This is a genomic window from Companilactobacillus pabuli (assembly GCF_014058425.1).
GTDB classification, from domain to species: domain Bacteria; phylum Bacillota; class Bacilli; order Lactobacillales; family Lactobacillaceae; genus Companilactobacillus; species Companilactobacillus pabuli.
On the sequence record NZ_CP049366.1, the window covers coordinates 1,330,529 to 1,348,411 of the forward strand.

Below are 17,883 nucleotides of genomic sequence, written 5' to 3' on the forward strand. Positions count from 1 at the left end.
CGTTTATTATTTTAATTATTTGTTATCTTCGCTTGTGTTCTTAGCTTGTGCTAAATCTTCGATAGATTTTGCATCAGCAGCATCAGAATTTTCGTCGTTGTTGTCATCCTTAGCAAAGTCTGCATCTGTAACAGCTTCTTCACCTTGTTTACCTTCAACGATAGCATCAGCCATCTTAGATGTGATTAATCTAACGGCACGGATAGCATCATCGTTTGAAGGAATGATAACATCGATAGGATCTGGATCTGTGTTTGTATCAACCATAGCTACGATAGGAATGTTAAGTTTCTTAGCTTCGTTAACAGCAATGTTTTCCTTGTGAGGATCAACAATGAACATAACATCTGGGATTCTTGGCATATCTTCGATACCACCAAGGAATCTTTCTAGCTTAGCTTGTTGCTTTTGTAGTAAAGCAACTTCTTTCTTAGGTAGACGATCAAAAGTACCATCTTCAGCCATTGCCTTGATGTCCTTTAATCTCTTGATACGTTTTTGGATTGTGTTCCAGTTAGTCAAAGTTCCACCTAACCAACGGTGGTTAACGTAGTATTGACCGGCACGTGTAGCTTCTTCAGCAACAGCGTCTTGGGCTTGTTTCTTTGTACCAACGAATAGGAAAATTCCATCATCACCGGCAACAGCCTTCATATAGTTGTATGCATCGTCGATCATGCGTACTGTTTTTTGTAAATCAATGATGTAAATACCATTTCTTTGTGTAAAGATAAATGGCTTCATCTTAGGGTTCCATCTTCTTGTTTGGTGACCGAAATGTACACCGGCTTCAAGAAGTTGTTTCATAGAAATAACTGACATAAAAAGTTCCTCCTGGTTTTTACCTCCACTTAAGTCTTATTCAATTGAAACGCGACTTGCGCACCATCAACCAAATCGTTAAGTGTGTGTATTCAATACGGTTTAATATTATAAATGAAGACCACTATTTAATCAAGTAGTCCTGCCAATTTATTCCATGGCTTTTTAAAAGCTGTTCTTTTTGGAGACGAGTTAGCTTTTTTATGGCAATTTCCCGTTTTAAAGCCGCTGATTTGTCGGCTAATTCTTCAGTATACATGAGTTTAACTGGACGTCTTACTTTCGTGTACTTAGCGCCCTTTCCAGCATTATGCGTTTTTACTCTTTTTTTCACATCGTTACTAGTACCAGTGTAAAAAGTCTTGTCACTGCACAATAACATGTAAACGTAGTATTTACTTTCCATTGATTATTAAATTAGCCTCTTTACTTAATTGATGATTTTCGTCATAAATAACCAAATCTGGTTCCACTCTCAAGGATGCAGTTTTAACAGTCTTAATCGCATCGACCAATACTAAATTAGCATCCTTATTAGCGGTTGTCCTTACAAATCGTAGGCGTTTAGCTTGCAACTTTTCTTCTGCCATCGTCACTAATAAGTCGCTTAGACGTTGGGGACGATAAACTAAATAAGCGTGAGAGTTTTCTTTGAGTAAAACTTTAATGGCTGACAAAATGTCTTTTAAATTAGCTTTTAGTTCGTGGCGTGCAATGGCCAAGACGGAATTATCCTTAATTGCAGTTTGATCCGTCACTTTAAAGTATGGTGGATTACAGACAACCGTATCGACGGTATCATGGGCAATGTATTGCTGAACATTTTTTAAATCATCATTGATTAAAGTTACTTGCTTGGATAAATGGTTGTCAATAATACTTTGCTGAGCCAAATCTGATAATTTTTTTTGAATTTCGACTAAATAAATTTTGGCAGAAGTCTTACTAGTTAGAGACAAACCGATTGCCCCATTTCCTGCACATAAATCAACAACTTTGCCTTTTTTTGCGGGATTTGCAAAATTATAGAGTAAAATAGTATCAAGATTGAATGAGTAGAGTTCTTTATCTTGATTGATTTTGACACCACTATTTGCAATCGTATCTTGAGAATTAATCGACATGTTACACCTGCTTTATGGTATTTTAAATAAGTGAAAATTATTTTTGGGAGAATGATATTTTTATGTTTTATAAAGTAATTCGTGTTTTAGTGAGAGGATTAGTCTTCCTCTTAAACGGGCGTTATCACGTAGTTGGCAAGGAAAATTTGCCTGATAAGCCCTATATTCTAGTAGCACCGCATCGAACTTGGTGGGAACCAATCTTTTTTGCTTTGGTAATTTCACCACGCGATGCAACTTTTATGGCAAAAAAAGAGCTCTTCAAGAATCCTATTTTAAGATTCATCCTAGTCCATGCCCACGCTTTTCCAGTTGATCGAGAACATCCCGGTCCCTCAGTTATCAAAAAACCTGTCAAAGCTTTGAAAAAAGAAGGTAAAGTTTTGATAATGTTTCCTTCTGGAACTCGTTACTCAGAAGACTTAAAGGGTGGTGCATCTTTGATAGCTAAGTTATCCAAAGCTCCATTAGTACCATTTGTTTATCAAGGACCGTTAACATTCGGTGGATTATTGAAACATCAACGAATCACCATTGGAGTTGGTCCCGAAATCGACTTTGACTTCAAAGCTAAATTAGATGAAAAGCAAACTAAGCAAGTTAATGAAGATATGGAAAAGGCTTGGGACAAAATCGATAACGAAATCGATCCTAGTTTTGAATATATCCCACCAAAAAAGAAACATAAATAATTATATAAATAAAAAAGACGACATTTCAAATTGAATTGTCGTCTTTTTCTTCTATATGGAGTTTTTACCTATATCACGGCGATAAAAAATATTCTCTTGATTCATTCGTTGCAAATGTTGATAAACGTCAGCTTGAGCATGGCTCAAGGAATCAGCTTGTGTTTGCATTAAGTACAAGCGCCCACCATTACTAATCAATTCATCATCCTGTTTACGAACAGCCGCAAAATTGATCGTCAAAGGGCAATTCTTGAAATCATCAACTTTACCTAGACTGCCAAAAATTGGCTTTTGTGGATAACCTTGGCTGACTGCAAAAACACCTAGATTAAGACCTTTGGTTTCCCAATTAATCTCAGTAATCTTCTTATGATTCAAAATCTTTACAAAAATATCAGACAAATCAGATTTCAAACGTGGCAAGACTACTTCTGTTTCTGGATCACCAAAGCGAGCATTGAATTCAATTACCTTGATCCCATCTTTGGTCAAGATTAAGCCAGCATATAAAATACCCGTATACTTAATACCTTCTTGATACAATTGGTGGACAAAAGGCTTCAAAACTTGATCAATTGCCATTTGTCTGATGTCTTCAGAAATATTGCTTACTGGACAAACAGCACCCATACCGCCGGTATTAGGACCTTTGTCATCTTCAAAGATTTTCTTATAGTCTTGGGCCAAAGGCATTGGATAAAAGCGCTTGTGGTCGACAAATGCCATCAGTGAGAACTCTTCACCTTCAAGGTATTCTTCAATCACCACTCGTTTAGTATTGAATTTATGCCCGTCCAATAGTTCACTGACTACTTCCAAAGCATCGTCCAAATTTTGAACAATATAGACACCCTTACCCGCAGCTAAACCGTCAGCTTTGATAACTGTTGGAAAACTTGATTCAACGGTTAAATACTCAATCGCATTCTCCAAGTTAGTAAATTCACGATAATTGGCTGTGGGAATATTGGCATCAGCCATTACTTTTTTAGTGAAAGTTTTTGAACCTTCTACCTGAGCAGCTAATTTATTAGGACCGAAAATCTTTAATTTACGTTCCTTAAAGAAATCAACAATTCCATTTACCAAAGGCTCTTCCGGACCAACGATCGTATAGTCGATATCATTGGTTTGAACAAAGTTAGTTAAGTGATCAAATTCATCTTCATTGATTGAAATTGTTTTGATACCTGATAATTTCATTCCATCATTTCCAGGCGCACAGAAAACTGTATTACTATCATTTTTCAATAATGCCTTACAAATAGCGTCTTCTCTGGCACCAGAACCAACAACAAGTATTTTCATTAAAAAACCTCTCTAGTGTTTGAAGTGTCTTCTACCTGTGAAGACCATTGCAATGCCGTGTTCGTTTGCCATGTCAATTGAATCTTGATCCTTGATAGAACCACCTGGTTGAACGATAGCTGTGATATTATGTTCGGCAGCATATTGAACACAGTCGTCCATTGGGAAGAAAGCATCAGAAGCCATAACTAAAGGTGCATGGGCATCAGCTTGTTCCTCTTGTTCAATCGCAATTTTAACTGAACCGATACGATTCATTTGACCAGCACCAATACCGAGTGTCTTGTCAGTTGTTGAAATAACGATAGCATTACTCTTAACGTGCTTAACAATTTGTTGACCGAATAATAGAGCCTTCATTTCTTCATCAGTTGGAGCTTTTTTAGTAACAACTTTAAATTCGTCCATTTGATCAACAGTACTATCACGTTCTTGAACTAGTAATCCACCCATGACAGATACGTAATCATATTTGTCAGCAGATTTAGATTTAGAGAAATCAAGTGTCAAAAGACGGATATTTTTCTTAGCTTCTAGAATTTCTAGGGCTTCAGGTGTAAAGCTAGGAGCAATTACAATTTCCAAGAAAATCTTGTGCATTTCTTCAGCAATTTCTTTAGTAACTTCGCGATTGACTGCTACAATACCACCAAAAATTGACATCGTATCAGCTGTATAAGCTTTTCTCCATGCCTTGTAAATTGATTCATCATCAACTCCAACACCACAAGGATTCATATGCTTCAAAGCGGCTACACAAGGTTGATCAAAATCAGCTACAATTCTTAAAGCAGCATCAGCATCCTTGATGTTGTTGAATGATAATTCCTTACCATGAAGTTGTTTTGCAGAAGCGATTGAATATTCACTTGGCATAGCACTTTGATAAAAGGCAGCTTTTTGATGAGAATTTTCACCATATCTTAATTCTTGGTGATAATCGTATCCTAAAACTTCAACGTCTGGGAATTCATCCCCATTCAAATCTGTCAAATAATGAGCAATAATGCTGTCGTATTGGGCTGTATGGCGGAAAGCTTTAGCAGCTAAACGACGACGTAAAACAGTATCATCTTCATCTGATTTAATACTTTCAAGGACAGTCTCATAATCCTTATTATCAATAACTACATAAACACTCTTAAAGTTCTTAGATGCAGAACGAATCATTGAAGGACCACCGATATCGATCTGTTCAATAGCTTGTGCTGGAGTAACATCTTCTTTTGAAATAGTTTCTTTAAATGGATAAAGATTGACACAAACTAAATCAATTGTATTAATATTGAGCTTTTCAAGTGTCTTCATATGCTCAGGATTATCACGTTTAGCTAGTAATCCGGCATGAACGACTGGATGCAAAGTTTTTACACGACCATCGAGAATTTCTGGAAATTTAGTTACCTCATCAATTTCAGTTACTTTAACGCCTGCTTCTTGGAGTTTCTTGTATGTACCACCAGTAGAAATAATTTCAAAATCATTAGCGATTAAACCTTTAGCAAATTCAACAACACCTGTTTTATCTGAAACACTGATTAAAGCTCTCTTCATTATTTGGCCACCTCATTATTTTTATTTAATAAATCAAGAATTACTTGGCGATACATCTGATGCTCGGTTTGATGAATTCTTGCTTCCAAACTAGCTTCAGTATCATTTCTTAAACGAACAACTTTACATTGCTTGATAATTGGTCCTGTATCGACCCCTTCATCAATATAATGAATCGTTACACCAGTTACTTCATCCCCTGCTTTAAAGGCTCTTTCAATTGCTTCAAGGCCTGAGAACTTCGGTAATAGTGATGGATGAATATTGATAATGCGATTAGGATAAGCTGCTAATAAAGTTGGTGTCACAACCTTCATATAGCCTGCTAATAAAATATATTCGATCTTCAACGGTTTTAACTTATCAATGATTGCTTGTTCATAAGTACTGCGATCAGGATAATCAGCTAATTGATTAACGAACACGGGGATCTGATACTTTTCAGCTCGCTTTAAAACATGAGCTTTTGGTTGATCACAAACTAAAACTTCAATTTCTAAACCTAAATTCCTTAACTCATCCGATTTGGCAATGGCTTCGAAATTACTGCCGCTGCCGGAAGCAAAGATGGCTACTCTCATAGCTTATCTCCTTTCAAAATCAGACTTTGAGATTCTCTTGGTACTAGTTCACCAATTGTATAAGCATTAGTTTTATTTTCATTCAATAATTCCAAAACTTCGATTTCTCTAGCAGGATCGACAGCTATGACCATCCCGATACCCATATTGAAAATGTTATACATATCACATAGTTCCAACTGTCCATATTTTTGCAAAATATCAAAAATAGGTAGCTTGGGCCAAACGTCAACATTGATTGACGCTGCTAAATCGTCGGGTAACATCCGAGGAATATTTTCAAGAAATCCCCCACCAGTGATATGACTGATGCCTTTGATCAAACGTTCCTCTAACAATGGAACAACATCTTCAACATAAATCTTCGTTGGTGTTAATAACAATTCGCCTAAAGTTTTTCCAGATGCTTCTGGCAACACGTCATTGATAGAAAAGTCGTTATCTTGGAAGAAAATCTTTCGAACGAGTGAATAACCATTGGAATGGATTCCACTAGAAGTAATACCAATCAAGACATCACCACTTTGTAGATTTTCCTTTTGCAATAAGTCGTCTTTTTCACAAATACCAACTGAAAAACCTGCTAAATCGTAATCTTTTTCGCTATAAACACCGGGCATTTCTGCTGTTTCGCCACCGATTAAAGCGGCATTTGCTTGATTACACCCAGCAATTACACCTTTAAGGATTTCTTCGACTTTTTGATCGATTTTGCCAGTTGAAATATAGTCTAAAAAGTATTGAGGAATAGCTCCCTGTGACAAAATATCGTTGACACACATTGCTACCAAATCAATACCAATCGTATCCCACTTCTTGGCTTCATTCGTCAGTAACAGTTTTGTCCCAACACCATCATCGCTAGAAACTAGAACTGGATGTTTGTAGCCTTCGGGAATCTCATAAACGCCACCAAAATTGCCGATATTTTTATTGTGAGTGTTTTGTTTAACAAATTTAGAAATCTTATAGCCTGATTGAATATCAACACCCGCATCTTGATAGGGATTGGACATCTTGATGCCTCCTCATTTTTTGGACTCGTAGTCGTAGAGATACGTTGGATAATCGCCATTGAAATATGACATATCCAAACCAGAATATGGTGCATCCGTATTTAAACCAATTGCTTTGATCAAGCCATCTTCACTGAGAAACTTCAATGAATCAGACCCAAACATTTGATTCATTTCAGGGATCGACTTGTGAGCAGCAATCAATTCGCTCTTTTCTTGAATATCGATACCATAAAAACATGGGTGCATGAAACGTGGTGAAGCGATTCTTAGATGAACTTCTGTTGCCCCTGCATCACGTAATAATTGCACGATATAAGCACAAGTAGTTCCCCGGACGATTGAATCATCGACCAAAATTACTCGTTTGCCACGAACAACACCTTTAACAGCGGCCAACTTTTGACGAACGCTCTTTTCACGCAATTCTTTAGTTGGTTGGATAAACTCTCGACCCATATATTGGTTCTTGATCAAGCCCATTTCGTAAGGCAAGCCAATCTCTTCAGCATAACCACTAGCTGCTGACAAAGAAGAGTTAGGAACACCTACGACAATATCTCCGTCAGCTGGAGCTTCTTTGGCAAGATTAGCACCCATACGTTTTCTAGCTGAATGAACGTTGATTCCTAAAATATCTGAGTCTGGTCGAGCAAAATAGATGAATTCCATTGAACAAATAGCTAATTGAGTCTTTTTAGTCCACTGATCAATTTCCATACCAGAATCTGAGATAGTGATCAATTCTCCTGGTTTAACATCACGGACTAAAGTTGCTCCGACAGCATCCAAAGCACAAGTCTCACTGGCTACTACGAAACCTCCGTTAGGCAATTTACCAATTGATAAGGGTCTAAATCCGTGTGAATCAAGAGCTACAATTAAAGAGTCTTTTGTCAACAATAGATAGGCAAATCCACCTTGAATCTTGTTAAGTGCTTCAATAATTTTTTCATGTAAAGTTGGTGCATTAGAGACCTTAATCAGATGTACCAAAACTTCTGAATCAGAACTAGATTTGAAAATATGACCTTTTTCTTCTAATTCTTTTTTGAGTGTGATGGCATTAGTCAAGTTACCGTTATGCGCCAAGGCGAGTTGACTGTCTGTAAAGTCAAACAATAGTGGCTGAACGTTTTCGATTTTGTTCTCACCAGCAGTCGAATAACGAACGTGACCAATTGCTGAATTTCCAACTAAACTATTGAGAAATTCCGGTTTAGAGAAAACTTGTGTTAACAATCCTAAATTACGGTAAGTTCGTAATCTTTTACCGTCATTGGCAACGATTCCGGCACCTTCTTGGCCACGATGTTGAAGACTGTGCAATCCTAAATAAGTTAGGTAATTAGCATTTTCAGCGCCCCAGACACCAAATACACCACATTCTTCATTCAAACTCTTTACTTCATTAAGCACGCAATCGCCTCTTTCCAATTACTCTTAGCTGTTTGTCCATCGATTTGAACTGTTTCATCGGCTGTAGTAATTTTGAAAATATTTTGGGAACTAACAAAACCTAATAATTCGAAATCTCTTTGTACAAGGTTTTCAAAGGCCATTTGATCCTTTGGTGCCACTGTTACTAAGAATCGTGATTGAGTTTCTGAGAACATTTGTTGAGAAGTTAATTTAGTTTCAACTTCAAACCCGAGGTCATTTTGAAAGGCCGATTCTGACAAGGCAACTGCTAAACCACCTTCTGAAAGATCATGACAACTCTTCACTAAACCTTGATTGATGGCTTGTCTGATCAAATCTTGATGCAATTTTTCTTTATTTAGATCTAATGGTCTTAAATCACCTTTTAATTGTTTCATTTGTGCCATTTGGATTTCTGAACCATTGAAGTCGTCTTTCGTCTGACCTAATACATAAATCAGATCCTGACTGTGTTTGAAATCACTCGTAGTAACTTTTTTGATATCATCGATCAAGCCGACCATCCCTACCATTGGGCTAGGATAAATGGCCACTTCGTTATATTCGTTATAAAGTGAAACATTACCAGAGATAACTGGTGTATCAATAATTTCACAAGCACTGGCAATTCCTTCGACACTCTTGTCTAATTCATAAAAGGCTTCTGGATCTTCGGGATTGCCGTAATTTAAACAGTCAGTAATACCGATTGGTAGACCACCACTGGCAACGATATTTCTTGCTGCTTCCATAACAGCAATTTGTCCACCAACAAAAGGATTTAAATAAACATATTTTGAATTGCTATCGTTAGTTACTGCGATGGCTTTTTTTGTTCCTCGAATTCTAACCACGCCAGCATCACTACCGGGGCGAACCAAAGTATTGGCTTTAACTTGAGAATCATAAGTTTGATAGAAATATTTTTTACTAGCAATATTAGGGCGTCGTAACATGTCCAACCAAGTTTCTTTCAATGAGGAAATCTTTGGTTCAAAGTGGAAGTCTTTATCATCAATCATTCTTTGTGGCTGTTTTTCAACTCGATCATATTCCGGAACATCTTCAGTCAAACTGTCGACAGGAATATCGGTTACTAGTTCATTGTGATGGTAAATACGATATTGTTTGTCATTAGTAACTTCACCAATGACAACTGCATCCAATTCAAAATGTCTAAAGAACATCAATACATCGTCGATAAATTCTGGTTTTACACATAAGACCATTCGTTCTTGAGATTCTGATAGCATCATTTCATAAGCTGTCATGCCAGTTTCTCGTTGTGGCACACGATCTAGATTCAATTTCAAACCAGATCCTGCTTTAGAAGCCATTTCAGCAGTTGAAGAAACCAATCCAGCTGCACCCATATCTTGAATTCCTAAGATCCAATTAGAATGTTGTTCGATAATTTCAACACAAGCATCCATCAATAATTTTTCAATGAATGGATTACCTACTTGCACAGCTGAACGTTGTTTGTTCTTTGTGTCGGTAAATTCATCTGAAGCAAAAGTAGCCCCATGAATCCCATCACGACCAGTCTTCGCACCAACATAAACAATCAAGTTCTTATCGCCACTTGCAGTACCATGCTTGAAATCAGTGCTGTTCAACAAACCGATACACATTGCATTAACTAATGGATTGTGTTCATAACAATCTTCAAAAGAAACTTCTCCCCCAATAGTTGGTAAACCGATACAGTTTCCGTAACCACCAATACCTGCAACTACTTCGTTAACCAAATGCTTAGTTTTACCATCTTTTAATGGTCCAAATTTCAAACTATTCATCAAAGCAATTGGTTGAGCACCCATTGAGAAAATATCTCTAATGATTCCCCCAACACCAGTTGCAGCCCCTTGATAAGGTTCAACGGCTGATGGATGGTTGTGACTTTCAGCTTTGAAAACGACAGCTTGATTATCACCAATATCTAAAATACCTGCATCTTCACCTGGACCTGCTAAAACGCGATCACTGTGATTAGGCATCTTGCGAAGAACTTTTTTGGAATTTTTATAAGAACAATGTTCACTCCACATTACGGAATAAAGTCCCGCTTCTGTGTAGTTTGGTAGACGATGTAAAATCTTTTCACTGATCAAGTTATATTCTTCATCAGTTAGTCCCCATTGTTGATAAATCTTTTCATCTTTAATTTGTTTTGCAGTAGGTTCAGTCATTAGTCATTCACCTTTACTTCTGGATTGATTAACGATTGGAACAATTTTAGACCGTCATCAGAACCAAGAATTTCTTCAATTGCTCTTTCCGGATGAGGCATCATTCCCAATACATTCTTTTCTTTGTTGGCAATACCAGCAATTTGGTCCACACTGCCATTGATATTTTCTTTATACTTGAAAATGATTTGATGATTCTCTTTTAATTCCTGCAAAGTTGCTTCGTCACAGTAATAACGTCCCTCACCATGGGCAATTGGAACTTTGATTATTTCTTTTGGTTGATAGCGACTTGTGAAAATAGTCTGATTGTTCTCAACTTCAAGGTCGACAGTCTCACAAATAAAACGACTCTTTTCATTTTGAATCAAAGCACCAGGCAACAAACCTAACTCAGTTAAAATTTGAAAACCGTTGCAGATTCCCAAAACGATTTTGCCTTCATTAGCAAAACGAATAATTTCTTTAACGATTGGTGCGTGTACAGCAATTGCTCCACTACGCAAATAGTCACCGTATGAAAAACCACCGGGAATTAACACGCCATCAAAACCATCCAAAGAGGTAGCTCGATAATCGACTAGTTCAACTGCTTGTTTGATGCCATCACGAATCGCATAAAAGAGATCCATATCACAGTTGGAGCCCGGAAAATTTACCACTGCAAATTTCATTTACTCAGCCTCCGTAATTTCATAACGATAAGTTTCAATATTAGGATTTGCTAAAAGGTCATCACAAATTTTATCGACATCGTTTTCTAATTCTTGATAATCATTGGCAAATTTCAATTCAAAGTACTTGCCCATATGAACATCGGATATTTTGTCATAGCCCATCGTATTGATAGCAGACTTGATGGCTTCTCCTTGTGCATCTAAAACGGAATCCTTCAAAGTAACGTAAACTTTAACTAATTTCATGGTTTCTCTCCTATTTATCTTGTAGTCGTTGCAAGACGTCGTGGTATGTTTCAACTAAATCGCCTTCGTGCTTACGAAAGACATCTTTGTCCATCGAATGGTGACTAGTTTTATCCCATAGACGGCAATTATCAGGTGAAAATTCATCTACTAAAATGATTTGACCATTGTATTTACCAAACTCAAGTTTGAAGTCAACTAAATCAAAGTCAGCTTTGGCAAAGAAAGGAATCAATAATTGATTGATCTTTAAAGCTTGTTCTTTGATAACTTCGATTTCTGCATTATCAGCAATTCCTAAGGCATGAATTTGTGATTCGTTGATAAAGGGATCGTCTAATGCATCGCTCTTATAATAAAATTCGATAATTGGAGTCGATAATTTTTGACCTTCTTCAATTTGGAATTTTCTTACTAAAGAACCGGAAGTGATATTTCTTAAAACTACTTCTAAAGGAAAGACATTAGTTTTTTTAACTAATTGTTCATGATCGGAAAGATTTTTTACTAAATGAGTTTTAATGCCATTCTTGATTAAATAATCAAAAACTAACATGGAGATCTGACAGTTTAAAACACCTTTACCGGGTAGGATTTCTTTTTTCTTACCATTGAAAGCTGTTGCCTGATCTTTATAAACCATCAAAACTTCATCTTCATTTTCAGCTTGATACACGTTCTTAGCTTTTCCTTCGTAAAGTAACTTTTCATTTGTCATTTTTACACGTCCCAAATTGAATTATTTTCGATAGCTTGTTTAGTTTTTTCAAGATCATCACTCAAAATTGTGATGTGACCCATCTTGCGATTTTCTTTAACGGCATCCTTTCCATAGTCGTGGAAATGCCATTCTGGATGTTGAGCTAATTCCCTTTTAGCGGGTTCTAAATGTTGACCCAAAAGGTTGACCATAGCAGCTGGTTTGAGAAGTTCAACTTTAGGCATTGCTAGGTTGCAAACTCCTCGGATATGAGCATCGAATTGAGAAATGTTGCATGCTTCAATCGTCAAATGGCCCGAATTATGAGGTCTTGGAGCAATCTCATTAACAAAAACTTCATCTTTATCAGAAATAAAGAATTCGATACACATCGTACCGACCAACTCGAGTTTTTCAGCTAAAGTTTCAGCAACGTTGTAAATGTGCCGAGCACTCTTTTCACTGATCTGAGCTGGACAAGTACTCAAATGTAAAATATTGTGACGATGGACATTTTCAATAATTGGAAAAATTGACTTTTCGCCCTTACTGTTAGCAGAAACGACAACCGAAACTTCTTTTTCCAAGTCGATTTTCTTTTCCAACATGCAAGGTCCTTGCATCAATAAATGTTCAATATCAGCAAAGCAAACATCTTCGGGATCTGTGATCAAAATTTGACCTTTCCCATCATAGCCGCCACGAATCGTCTTCAAAATTACTGGAGCACCTAATTTTTCTACGCCACGGTGATACTCAAAAATATTTTCAATCACAACGTGCGGAACGGTTGAAAAACCATTAGCATCGATGAAATCTTTTTCAGAAATTCTATTTTGAGTAACCTTCAAAGCCTTAGTACCTTGAGGCACTTGAGTGTATTTCTTAACTTCATTGATAGCCGCCGCATCGACATTTTCAAACTCATAAGTTAAAACATCGCATCTTTTAGCTAATTCAACTAGTTGATCAACATCCGAATATTCAGCTACGATTTGATCATCAGACACTTGTGCGGCCGAACAATTCTCTTGTGGATCTAAAATAATCACTTTATAACCCATTTCTTTGGCACAAAAGGACATCATCTGACCTAATTGACCACCGCCGATAATCCCAATTGTTGAGCCAGGTAAAATTGTCTTATCCAAGGTCTTTCCCACTTTCTAGCGATTTGTCGTGCATCGCTTGAACATATTTCCTTAATGATTCTTGATAATTTTCATTTTGTAGTGCGCAAATCTTAGTGGCTAAAATTGCCGCATTCTTTGCCCCAGCTTCACCAATGGAAACAGTTGCAACTGGAACTCCTGCTGGCATTTGTACTATTGAAAGCAATGAGTCCATCCCTTTAAGATATCTCGATGGAACCGGTACCCCAATCACCGGTAAAATTGTTGATGATGCGATCATGCCAGGTAAATGAGCAGCTCCCCCTGCTCCGGCAATGATCACTTTGAAAGTATCCTTAGCACCTCTCGCAAAATCGAGCATTTCTTGAGGCGTACGGTGCGCTGAAATCACTTTGGCTTCATAACTGACTCCAAGCTCTTGCAAGACGTCAATTGTTGCTTGCATAACTTTTAAATCAGAAATGGAACCCATAACTATCGCTACATCAGACATTAAAAATTTCCACCTTTCTTGCTTTGGTATCCAAAGTTTATCAGGATTTTCATTTACTTTCAACGCTAAAAGCGTATTTTATGCATTATTTTTTGATTATTATTCGTGTTTATCGTTTACATTTTATCGATTATAATTATATAAATATATTTAGTTCGTAATTTAGTGATTGGTTAATTTTAAACATAAAAAAATAAGCGATACACATATAAAAATATGCATATCGCTTATTTTGCTTTAACTATTTGTTGTTCTTTTGTGAATTCTTCATAGTATTCATTAATTGATTAAGTTTCTTTTGTGAAGGCTTTTGTCCCATTTGAGCCATCATTTGCTTAATCATATCAGCACTGATTGGTGGATTGTCTTGGAAATATTTCTTCATATACCATCTAGCTGCAAAGAAACCACCAACTAGGCCAACCAACAAAGCTAAAATACCAACGACTATTGTTGTTCCCATTTATGTTTCACCCTTTCCATATACTTATTAATATTACAAAAAAAATTCAATAAATGAAAGTCTAATCGTCACGTAATCCCTTTTTGCGTTGAATTTCTCTGACTTTTTCAGGGGTAACTTCATTTCCTTGCTTATCAAAGACACGCAACATTTCAATTTGTGATTTAAAACTAGCACGGAAGTTCTTCAAGTACTCTTTTCTAAGTTCTGCTTGTTGATCTTCTTCTTCTTTAGTAATCGTGCCAGCTTTTGCTTTGTGCGCTAACTCGTTGATTTTCTTAAGTAATTCGTCTTGTTCGTTCATTTTCTCAAATCTCCCTAATACAATCGAACACTTGTTTGAACTTGTATTCAAATTTTGATACAATCTATTTAAGATATTAACAATGAGGTGTTCTAATGTCAAAAGCTGAAGGCTCTAAACAGTCACAAATTTTACAATGCATTTATGATTACTTAGACGAACATGGATATCCGCCTACTGTTAGAGAGATCTGCGAAGCTGTAGATTTATCTTCAACATCAACGGTCCACGGTCATCTATCTCGTCTTGAAAAGAAAGGCTACATCCAACGTGATCCTACTAAACCACGTGCCATCGAGTTAACGACCATTGGACTCAGCTCGATTGGAATCAAGTCAAAACAAATTCCTATCTTAGGTACTGTTGCGGCTGGTCAACCAATTACTGCTGAAAGAAATCCTGATGGTTACTTCCCACTCCCACCCGATTTAAATCGTGAGTCTGGTGAACTATTCATGCTAGAAATTCATGGTGAAAGTATGATCAACGCTGGAATTTACGATGGCGACCACGTTATCGTTCACGAACAAAATTTTGCTAACAACGGTGAAATTATTATTGCGATGACTGAAGATATCGAAGCTACTTGCAAGAGATTTTATCAAGAAAATGGACATTACCGCCTACAACCAGAAAACGATACAATGGACCCTATCATCTTAGACAATGTTGAGATTTTAGGAAAAGTCGTTGGATTATATCGTTCACAAATATTCTAAGCCACTCATTTAATTGAGTGGTTTTTTTATTGATGTTTGATCAAACGAACACGATAAACTTCGGGAATAGAATTCAAATGATGAATCAACCCTTCAGCATCGTCTTGATTTAAATCATTAACGTCAACGATTGTGTAAGCCACTTTATCCTTAGCTGCATTAGCCATATTTTCAATATTGATTTGACGATCAGCTAATTGAGTACTAATTTGCCCTACCATGTTAGGAACATTTTGGTGAATTACCGTAATTCGAAAGGCCGTTTCAAATGCCACTTGCATGTTTGGTAAATTAACACAATTAGTCGTATCACCATTTTGCAAATAATCCATAACAGTATTTGCTCCTTGAATAGCCCCATTTGATTCAGCTTCTAAAGTTGAACCTCCAATGTGTGGTGTAATCGTAATTTGTGGATTATCAGCGATAATGGGTTCACCAAAATCAGTACAATAATGATTGATTTTTTGATTACGAATGGCTTTAACAGCAGCCTTATTATTGACGATTCCAATTCTTGAATAGTTGAACAGAACTACGCCATCTTTCATTTCATTGATTTCTGGAGTACTAACCAAACCAATTGTCTCTTCATTCTTAGGCACGTGGATAGTAACAAAATCTGCATTTTTCACCGCTTTTTTAATCGTATCAACTCGTTTGACTTTATTGTTGATTCTCCAAGCAGCATTGGCTGATAAATAAGGATCATAACCAATTACTTTCATCCCTAATCCTAACGCAGCATTAGCAACTAAGGAACCGACATGTCCTAGGCCAATCACTGCAATCTTTTTACCGGCTAACTCTGTGCCATTGAATTTAGTCTTATCTTTTTCAGTTCGTTGGGAAACATCAGCCTCTGTATGTTCATCTGAATATCGATGAGCTGCAAAGAGGTTTCTTTTTGTAGCAATCATTAAGGCAACTATCAATTCCTTAACGGCATTAGCATTGCTACCGGGAGTGTTAAAGACGGCAATTCCTTTTTCAGTTACGCGGTCTAACGGAATATTATTGACACCAGCGCCAGCTCTGACGATAGTCTTTAAACTCTGCGGAAAATCAGCTTCCAACAAGTTCACTGATCTAATCAAATAGGCATCCGGATCATCGGTCTTATTAATTTCGAAATCATTTCTAAAAGTATCCAAGCCACTTTGGGCAATTGCATTAAAAGTTTTTACATCATACATCAGTGTTTCCCCCAGTATTCTTTTTCAAATTTATTTAAGAAGTCAACTAGTTTTTCAACGCCACTAAAGGGCATCGCATTGTACAAACTAGCGCGCATTCCACCGACTGAACGATGGCCCTTGATATTCAATAAACCGACTTCACCAGCTTGTTGGATCAACTCTTGATCCAATGCCTTATTTCCCGTTACAAAAGGTACATTTGTCAAAGAGCGGTCCTTTTTTATAACTGGTGCTGTAAATAATTTAGAATCGTCCAAAAAATCGTACAATAAATCAGATTTTTTACGATTGCGACGATCCATTTCTGCAACTCCACCTTGTTGTTTTATCCATTTTAAAACTAATCCAGCCACGTAAATGGCAAAAACAGGTGGCGTATTGAACATCGAATTCTTTTTAGCAAATAGTTCATAATCAATCATACTAGGAAGATTTTTAGCTTTGCCAATCAAATCATCTTTGACTACGACAATAGTTAAGCCAGCGATTCCAACATTTTTTTGAGCTCCAACCATCATCAAATCAAATTTAGAAAAATCATAATTTTGAGCTAAAAAGTTAGACGATAAGTCAGCTACTAATGGAGTTTTTCCAGTCTTAGGCAAACTACTATAAGCAGTTCCTTCAATCGTATTATTAGTAGTAATGTGTAAGTAATCATACGTATTTTGTGGCAAGTCTTTTAATACAGGTAATTTGGTGTAATGAAGATTCTTAGTTGAATCTAGAACGTCCACCCCAATGCCTAAACGACTAGCCTCGTCTCTAGCTCGATCAGCCCAATGGCCACTATCTAGTAAAGCAATTTTTTTATGCTCAGTTGCTAAATTCAAGGGAGCTGCACTAAACTGTAAAGTACATCCACCTTGGAAAAATAAAACTCGATAATTATCTGGTATTTGCAATAAAGCTCGCAAATCTTGTTGTGCTTGGTCGATAATGTTATCGAATAAATCAGAACGGTGGGATATTTCCATCACACTCATACCTGAATTATCATAAGATGGTAAATCGGCCTTTACTTTTTTTATGACTTCATCTGGCAAAACAGCTGGACCAGCTGAAAAATTATAAACTACCATGAACTCCACTCCCTTAAAAAATTAGATAAAAAAATCCCCACAGATAAAATCTCTGTGAGGAAACTAGTTGACTTAAATTATTAACCCCACAGCTATGAATTTGGCTTCATACATGAGGTTTAGTTAATAAGCCTACATGTATATACGTGTAGACTT

At 36.8% G+C, this 17,883-nt stretch carries 20 protein-coding genes; 2 read left to right on the plus strand and 18 right to left on the minus strand.

Annotated elements, in window-relative coordinates:
* Positions 1-15 precede the first annotated feature (15 nt).
* The 3 genes from rpsB to G6534_RS06445 all read right to left on the minus strand — a co-directional run bounded on the left by rpsB (position 16) and on the right by G6534_RS06445 (position 1,946).
* The gene (gene rpsB, locus G6534_RS06435; protein WP_059073614.1) at positions 16-822 is read right to left on the minus strand and encodes a 30S ribosomal protein S2; all 807 of its coding nucleotides are present in this window, start codon (positions 820-822) and stop codon (positions 16-18) included.
* A gap of 124 nt (positions 823-946) precedes the next feature.
* Positions 947-1,228: a GIY-YIG nuclease family protein gene (locus tag G6534_RS06440; protein WP_059073613.1), complete on the minus strand. Its 282-nt coding sequence runs from the start codon at positions 1,226-1,228 to the stop codon at positions 947-949.
* Positions 1,218-1,946, minus strand: a complete 729-nt coding sequence (locus G6534_RS06445) for a tRNA1(Val) (adenine(37)-N6)-methyltransferase (protein ID WP_182082513.1) — start codon at positions 1,944-1,946, stop codon at positions 1,218-1,220. Before G6534_RS06445 ends, G6534_RS06440 begins: the two co-directional genes overlap by 11 nt.
* 62 nt (positions 1,947-2,008) lie before the next feature.
* On the opposite strand from G6534_RS06445, the gene G6534_RS06450 reads away from it, so the two are divergent.
* Complete coding sequence (locus G6534_RS06450) at positions 2,009-2,638, plus strand: lysophospholipid acyltransferase family protein (RefSeq protein ID WP_182082514.1); 630 nt, start codon at positions 2,009-2,011, stop codon at positions 2,636-2,638.
* Between the two features lie 51 nt (positions 2,639-2,689).
* Here G6534_RS06450 and purD read toward each other — a convergent pair whose 3' ends face one another.
* The 13 genes from purD to G6534_RS06515 all read right to left on the minus strand — a co-directional run bounded on the left by purD (position 2,690) and on the right by G6534_RS06515 (position 14,727).
* Complete coding sequence (gene purD, locus G6534_RS06455; RefSeq protein WP_059073610.1) at positions 2,690-3,946, minus strand: phosphoribosylamine--glycine ligase; 1,257 nt, start codon at positions 3,944-3,946, stop codon at positions 2,690-2,692.
* 12 nt (positions 3,947-3,958) lie between these two features.
* Positions 3,959-5,500: a bifunctional phosphoribosylaminoimidazolecarboxamide formyltransferase/IMP cyclohydrolase gene (gene purH / locus G6534_RS06460; protein WP_182082515.1), complete on the minus strand. Its 1,542-nt coding sequence runs from the start codon at positions 5,498-5,500 to the stop codon at positions 3,959-3,961.
* Entirely contained in the window at positions 5,500-6,081 is a 582-nt protein-coding gene (purN, locus tag G6534_RS06465) for a phosphoribosylglycinamide formyltransferase (protein WP_059073608.1), read from the minus strand. Before purN ends, purH begins: the two co-directional genes overlap by 1 nt.
* On the minus strand, positions 6,078-7,097 hold the full coding sequence (gene purM / locus G6534_RS06470) for a phosphoribosylformylglycinamidine cyclo-ligase (protein ID WP_182082516.1): 1,020 nt from the start codon (positions 7,095-7,097) through the stop codon (positions 6,078-6,080). Before purM ends, purN begins: the two co-directional genes overlap by 4 nt.
* Positions 7,098-7,109: 12 nt before the next feature.
* Positions 7,110-8,516 carry an amidophosphoribosyltransferase gene (gene purF / locus G6534_RS06475; RefSeq protein ID WP_059073633.1) on the minus strand — a complete coding sequence of 469 codons (1,407 nt, stop codon included), beginning with the start codon at positions 8,514-8,516 and terminating at the stop codon, positions 7,110-7,112.
* On the minus strand, positions 8,501-10,711 hold the full coding sequence (gene purL, locus G6534_RS06480) for a phosphoribosylformylglycinamidine synthase subunit PurL (RefSeq protein WP_059073606.1): 2,211 nt from the start codon (positions 10,709-10,711) through the stop codon (positions 8,501-8,503). The genes purF and purL overlap by 16 nt, the downstream gene beginning before the upstream one ends.
* Positions 10,711-11,385 (minus strand): phosphoribosylformylglycinamidine synthase subunit PurQ, encoded by a 675-nt coding sequence (gene purQ, locus G6534_RS06485; protein ID WP_059073605.1) that lies wholly within the window; start codon positions 11,383-11,385, stop codon positions 10,711-10,713. Before purQ ends, purL begins: the two co-directional genes overlap by 1 nt.
* Positions 11,386-11,634 (minus strand): phosphoribosylformylglycinamidine synthase subunit PurS, encoded by a 249-nt coding sequence (purS, locus tag G6534_RS06490; RefSeq protein WP_010019470.1) that lies wholly within the window; start codon positions 11,632-11,634, stop codon positions 11,386-11,388.
* Between the two features lie 10 nt (positions 11,635-11,644).
* The gene (gene purC / locus G6534_RS06495) at positions 11,645-12,352 is read right to left on the minus strand and encodes a phosphoribosylaminoimidazolesuccinocarboxamide synthase (RefSeq protein WP_059073604.1); all 708 of its coding nucleotides are present in this window, start codon (positions 12,350-12,352) and stop codon (positions 11,645-11,647) included.
* 2 nt (positions 12,353-12,354) lie between these two features.
* A complete protein-coding gene (gene purK / locus G6534_RS06500) occupies positions 12,355-13,485 on the minus strand; it encodes a 5-(carboxyamino)imidazole ribonucleotide synthase (protein WP_082666888.1) in 1,131 nt (376 codons plus the stop codon).
* Positions 13,478-13,960 carry a 5-(carboxyamino)imidazole ribonucleotide mutase gene (gene purE / locus G6534_RS06505; protein ID WP_059073603.1) on the minus strand — a complete coding sequence of 161 codons (483 nt, stop codon included), beginning with the start codon at positions 13,958-13,960 and terminating at the stop codon, positions 13,478-13,480. Before purE ends, purK begins: the two co-directional genes overlap by 8 nt.
* A 241-nt stretch (positions 13,961-14,201) precedes the next feature.
* Positions 14,202-14,423, minus strand: a complete 222-nt coding sequence (locus tag G6534_RS06510; RefSeq protein WP_057815059.1) for a YneF family protein — start codon at positions 14,421-14,423, stop codon at positions 14,202-14,204.
* A gap of 61 nt (positions 14,424-14,484) precedes the next feature.
* Complete coding sequence (locus tag G6534_RS06515; protein WP_059073602.1) at positions 14,485-14,727, minus strand: DUF896 domain-containing protein; 243 nt, start codon at positions 14,725-14,727, stop codon at positions 14,485-14,487.
* 95 nt (positions 14,728-14,822) lie between these two features.
* Here G6534_RS06515 and lexA point away from each other — a divergent pair, with 95 nt between their 5' ends.
* Positions 14,823-15,446, plus strand: a complete 624-nt coding sequence (gene lexA, locus G6534_RS06520) for a transcriptional repressor LexA (protein WP_059073601.1) — start codon at positions 14,823-14,825, stop codon at positions 15,444-15,446.
* A gap of 26 nt (positions 15,447-15,472) precedes the next feature.
* Here lexA and G6534_RS06525 read toward each other — a convergent pair whose 3' ends face one another.
* Entirely contained in the window at positions 15,473-16,642 is a 1,170-nt protein-coding gene (locus tag G6534_RS06525) for a phosphoglycerate dehydrogenase (RefSeq protein WP_182082517.1), read from the minus strand.
* Entirely contained in the window at positions 16,642-17,727 is a 1,086-nt protein-coding gene (gene serC / locus G6534_RS06530; RefSeq protein WP_182082518.1) for a 3-phosphoserine/phosphohydroxythreonine transaminase, read from the minus strand. Before serC ends, G6534_RS06525 begins: the two co-directional genes overlap by 1 nt.
* Between the last annotated feature and the right edge of the window lie 156 nt (positions 17,728-17,883).

Excerpts from the sequence above, each read along its gene's own strand:
- purQ (WP_059073605.1), bottom strand. The coding sequence starts at position 11,385 with ATGAAATTTGCAGTGGTAAATTTTCCGGGCTCCAACTGTGATATGGAT.
- G6534_RS06450 (WP_182082514.1), top strand. The coding sequence starts at position 2,009 with ATGTTTTATAAAGTAATTCGTGTTTTAGTGAGAGGATTAGTCTTCCTC.
- lexA (WP_059073601.1), top strand. The coding sequence starts at position 14,823 with ATGTCAAAAGCTGAAGGCTCTAAACAGTCACAAATTTTACAATGCATT.
- purH (WP_182082515.1), bottom strand. The coding sequence starts at position 5,500 with ATGAAGAGAGCTTTAATCAGTGTTTCAGATAAAACAGGTGTTGTTGAA.
- G6534_RS06525 (WP_182082517.1), bottom strand. The coding sequence starts at position 16,642 with ATGTATGATGTAAAAACTTTTAATGCAATTGCCCAAAGTGGCTTGGAT.
- purC (WP_059073604.1), bottom strand. The coding sequence starts at position 12,352 with ATGACAAATGAAAAGTTACTTTACGAAGGAAAAGCTAAGAACGTGTAT.
- purE (WP_059073603.1), bottom strand. The coding sequence starts at position 13,960 with ATGTCTGATGTAGCGATAGTTATGGGTTCCATTTCTGATTTAAAAGTT.
- purD (WP_059073610.1), bottom strand. The coding sequence starts at position 3,946 with ATGAAAATACTTGTTGTTGGTTCTGGTGCCAGAGAAGACGCTATTTGT.
- purL (WP_059073606.1), bottom strand. The coding sequence starts at position 10,711 with ATGACTGAACCTACTGCAAAACAAATTAAAGATGAAAAGATTTATCAA.
- G6534_RS06445 (WP_182082513.1), bottom strand. The coding sequence starts at position 1,946 with ATGTCGATTAATTCTCAAGATACGATTGCAAATAGTGGTGTCAAAATC.
- G6534_RS06515 (WP_059073602.1), bottom strand. The coding sequence starts at position 14,727 with ATGAACGAACAAGACGAATTACTTAAGAAAATCAACGAGTTAGCGCAC.
- serC (WP_182082518.1), bottom strand. The coding sequence starts at position 17,727 with ATGGTAGTTTATAATTTTTCAGCTGGTCCAGCTGTTTTGCCAGATGAA.
- purM (WP_182082516.1), bottom strand. The coding sequence starts at position 7,097 with ATGTCCAATCCCTATCAAGATGCGGGTGTTGATATTCAATCAGGCTAT.
- G6534_RS06510 (WP_057815059.1), bottom strand. The coding sequence starts at position 14,423 with ATGGGAACAACAATAGTCGTTGGTATTTTAGCTTTGTTGGTTGGCCTA.
- rpsB (WP_059073614.1), bottom strand. The coding sequence starts at position 822 with ATGTCAGTTATTTCTATGAAACAACTTCTTGAAGCCGGTGTACATTTC.
- purS (WP_010019470.1), bottom strand. The coding sequence starts at position 11,634 with ATGAAATTAGTTAAAGTTTACGTTACTTTGAAGGATTCCGTTTTAGAT.
- purN (WP_059073608.1), bottom strand. The coding sequence starts at position 6,081 with ATGAGAGTAGCCATCTTTGCTTCCGGCAGCGGCAGTAATTTCGAAGCC.
- G6534_RS06440 (WP_059073613.1), bottom strand. The coding sequence starts at position 1,228 with ATGGAAAGTAAATACTACGTTTACATGTTATTGTGCAGTGACAAGACT.